General features: G+C 52.6%; 1 protein-coding gene and 3 tRNA genes. All 4 read right to left on the bottom strand.

All coding sequences use genetic code 11. The features are described 5' to 3' along the window. Positions 1-690 precede the first annotated feature (690 nt). Positions 691-763: transfer RNA gene (locus tag CIK76_RS12080), tRNA-Glu, on the bottom strand. A gap of 48 nt (positions 764-811) precedes the next feature. Next, positions 812-883, bottom strand: a tRNA-Gln gene (locus CIK76_RS12075). 299 nt (positions 884-1,182) lie between these two features. Continuing rightward, a tRNA-Pro gene (locus CIK76_RS12070) sits at positions 1,183-1,256 on the bottom strand. 95 nt (positions 1,257-1,351) lie between these two features. Continuing rightward, a complete protein-coding gene (locus CIK76_RS12065; RefSeq protein ID WP_096286796.1) occupies positions 1,352-2,728 on the bottom strand; it encodes an FAD-linked oxidase C-terminal domain-containing protein in 1,377 nt (458 codons plus the stop codon). Between the last annotated feature and the right edge of the window lie 574 nt (positions 2,729-3,302).

Genomic DNA, 3,302 nt, shown 5'->3' with positions numbered 1-3,302 from the left:
CCGAGGTGACCGTGCACACAGGCCCTTATTCTCTCTATGACCGGACTTCATCTCGGTAGACACTGTCAAAGTTCAACAGGCCTAGACCGCACCCGACACACGGTTGCTTGCTCACTATTGACCTCCGAATAATCACTATCGCTGAATGCTTCGATGCTTATGCGCAGTGACGTTCAATTTCGGCATGCCGAGGCGCCCAACAGTTTGAGAGGCCAGGCAGCGCGAAGATGGGAAACGCAGACTCCCTTCCGATGAGATGGTTCCACCGGCCGGCATCCGAGATGAAATTGATAAACCCAGACGTTGAGCTGGCGTCCCCGGGCTGGAACCTCGACCAGTCGAAGGGTGAAACTTGGCTAAGTGAATCCCCGTTGCTGAACATCTCGTGGATCCCACTGCCCTCGATGACATCACCGGGCGCAAACTACGGCAGTACTTAAACCCGGTCCACAGGCATCGTTGCATTCGCGACCGACTGTAGTGACACAATGCGGGTAGGCCGTGTGTCTGTCCCGGCCACTCAACCACCAGCTAGCGCATCGTTCGTTCCCGTGGTGATACTGCCGTTCGCCTCGCTCCGACAGAAGATGCTGAAGTAACAGTAACGCGTGCGCAAAGGATGGCCACGAAGTTCGATGAGCGTAATCTTAAAGCAAAAAACGCGGAACCGAAGTTCCGCGTTTTGATGTGTGACCCCAACGGGATTCGAACCCGTGTTGCCGCCGTGAGAGGGCGGAGTACTAGGCCGCTATACGATGGGGCCGTACGCCGAAGATTTCTCTTCAACTCACCAAATTACTCTGGTGAAGCGCTGGGATACCAGGACTCGAACCTAGAATGACGGAACCAGAAACCGTTGTGTTGCCAATTACACCATATCCCAATGTGACTTGGCTTCCTCAGTGAAGACCATCAAGATCATTCTCTTCGAAATGCCTTAGCACGAGATATAACTATACATAAGAAAACTCGTTTAGGCATCTTTTGAGCCCTTCTCCTCGAGTGATCTACAGCTCTATTGTGTTGAGGTGCAGTTTTACGTCAAAACAGAGCCCGACTACAGGTACGCGGGGAGTGGAACGGCGGGCTTGGATACCTCTGGCGATGGACGGTGAAATATGCGCACGACACCCTCAACCAAAAATAAGGGGGTCCCTAGGGACCCCCTTATTCATTTGCTAGTCGGGATAACAGGATTTGAACCTGCGACCTCGTCGTCCCGAACGACGCGCGCTACCAAGCTGCGCTATATCCCGTAACTCTACAACGGTTATACACTACACCCGGGGATGCGTCTGTGCTAAATCTGCCAGTGAGCTATTGAAGAAGGAACGGACGTCGTTCAAGGAAACTAAAGTGCCTTGCCGGGGTTGAGAATATTCCTCGGGTCAAACAGCGCTTTGATTTCTTGCTGGAGAAGCAGAACGTCAGCAGTTTGTTCCCAGCTCAACCAATCGCGTTTGATAAGGCCGACTCCATGTTCACCGGTGATGGTTCCGCCCATCTCGATGGCCAATCGAATTGATCCTTCCAATGCCTTAGAAAGTCTCGCCAGAGGATCGACTCCGGCACCGGGTTCAACCGAGAATGTAGGATGCAGGTTGCCGTCCCCCGCATGGGCAATGACTCTGACATCTACCTCGTGAGAGTAAGCGATCTGTCGCAGTTCTCGCACGTAGTCGGACATCTTGCTCTTTGGCACTGCAATGTCCTCCCCCATGCGATAGGCATCGTCTTTAGTATCTCCACGGCTTGTTCGCCGCATTTCGATAAGCGTTGTGGCTTCGTCCGCACCGGAGTCGCTGAGGGTTACTTCTTGGTTCTCGAAGGTCTCGCGAATGACAGCTTCTTCCTTTTCGGCGCCATATCCATCCACCCTGACTAAGAGCATGGCACCACCATGCGCTGCATAGTTGGTCGAGTATTGATCATCTAAGATTTCGATAGTCGGCAAATCAAGGAGCTCCAGAATGGCCGGCTGTACGCGGGCGCGGGCTATGCGTTGAACGCCAAGGACTGCTGCTTCCAAACTTGGGAATAACATCGAGATGTCGCGCTCATCCACCGGCAAATATCGTAAGCGCAGCACCGCGCGCACCACGACGCCAAGTGTTCCCTCCGAACCGGTAAACAATCCGGTGAGGTCGTAGCCTGCAACACCTTTGAAGGTATTACGTCCCAGATGAACTAAACGGCCATCCGACAGAACAACGTCTACAGCAAGTACCGATTCACGTGTCACTCCGTATTTGGCACAGCGTAGACCACCAGCATTGGTGGCAATATTGCCACCAATGGTAGACATCTTATAGCTGGCCGGATCCGGTGCGTACATGAGACCGTGTTCGGAGACAGCTACGTTCAAGTCATAGTTGATCACTCCAGGTTCCACCACCGCGACTTCGTCTTCGGGGCGAACTTCCACGATTCGGTTCATCTGCATGAGGTTCAGGACAATGCACTTACCGGTTACGTGAACGCCTCCGGATACACCGGTACCGGCACCACGCGAAACAACGGGCATGCGATGTTCGTAGGCCAGTCGCATTACCTTTTGGACGTCTTCAACCGTTCGGGGGTAAACCACGGCCAGAGGCATGATGGGGTCGCCGACGAATTGCCCGAAGTCCCGGGAATTCTCCAGTAGTACTTCTGCGCGCTGTTCCAGTTGCTCAGCAGAAAGCACTGTGTTCAGTTGGATAAGAAAATCTGACTGCGTTTCTGACATAAGACGTCCTTGTCGTATGATCCGGAGATTCTGTGGTCGTCGATCTTCCGCAGCCTAATCGAATACTTCCAGTCGGGAAGATATCTTGTCATCGTAATCAACCCAGGGGCCCAGCTAGGCTCCATACCAACTGAATCTGCTACTTACCTCGGAAGTCGAGCATATCCTGTCGTTACATATAGATCAGTGTTTGTTGAGCAGGTAGTATCTTCTCGATGTGTTTTCTCTTGACGGGAATCGAATTGGTAGCGTCGAGATCTAGGCAGCGATGACTCTATACTCGTGAACGTAGAATCACACCATGAGGAAATGCATTCGGCTGTCGTCATCGTCGGACATACCGTCCACCCATTATCCAAGCATCCCTGTTTAACGCCATTTCGCGCGTGACTAACCTTGTACGGTTTCGAATAAAGCAGAGTCAAGCACTTATCGATTGGTGCCACAAGGTCGGAGTCGACGCCGCGTATATTGACGGATGAACTTACGCCATATAACAAAACGCGGGTCGAAGATCCCTGCCTATGGGCATGAGCATCAGCGAACATCAGAACTGGGCTCATCAATCAACCGG

It is taken from the genome of Glutamicibacter sp. BW80 (assembly GCF_002332385.1).
Classification (GTDB): Bacteria; Actinomycetota; Actinomycetes; order Actinomycetales; family Micrococcaceae; genus Glutamicibacter.
This window is presented reverse-complemented; position numbering and strand designations above follow the sequence as displayed.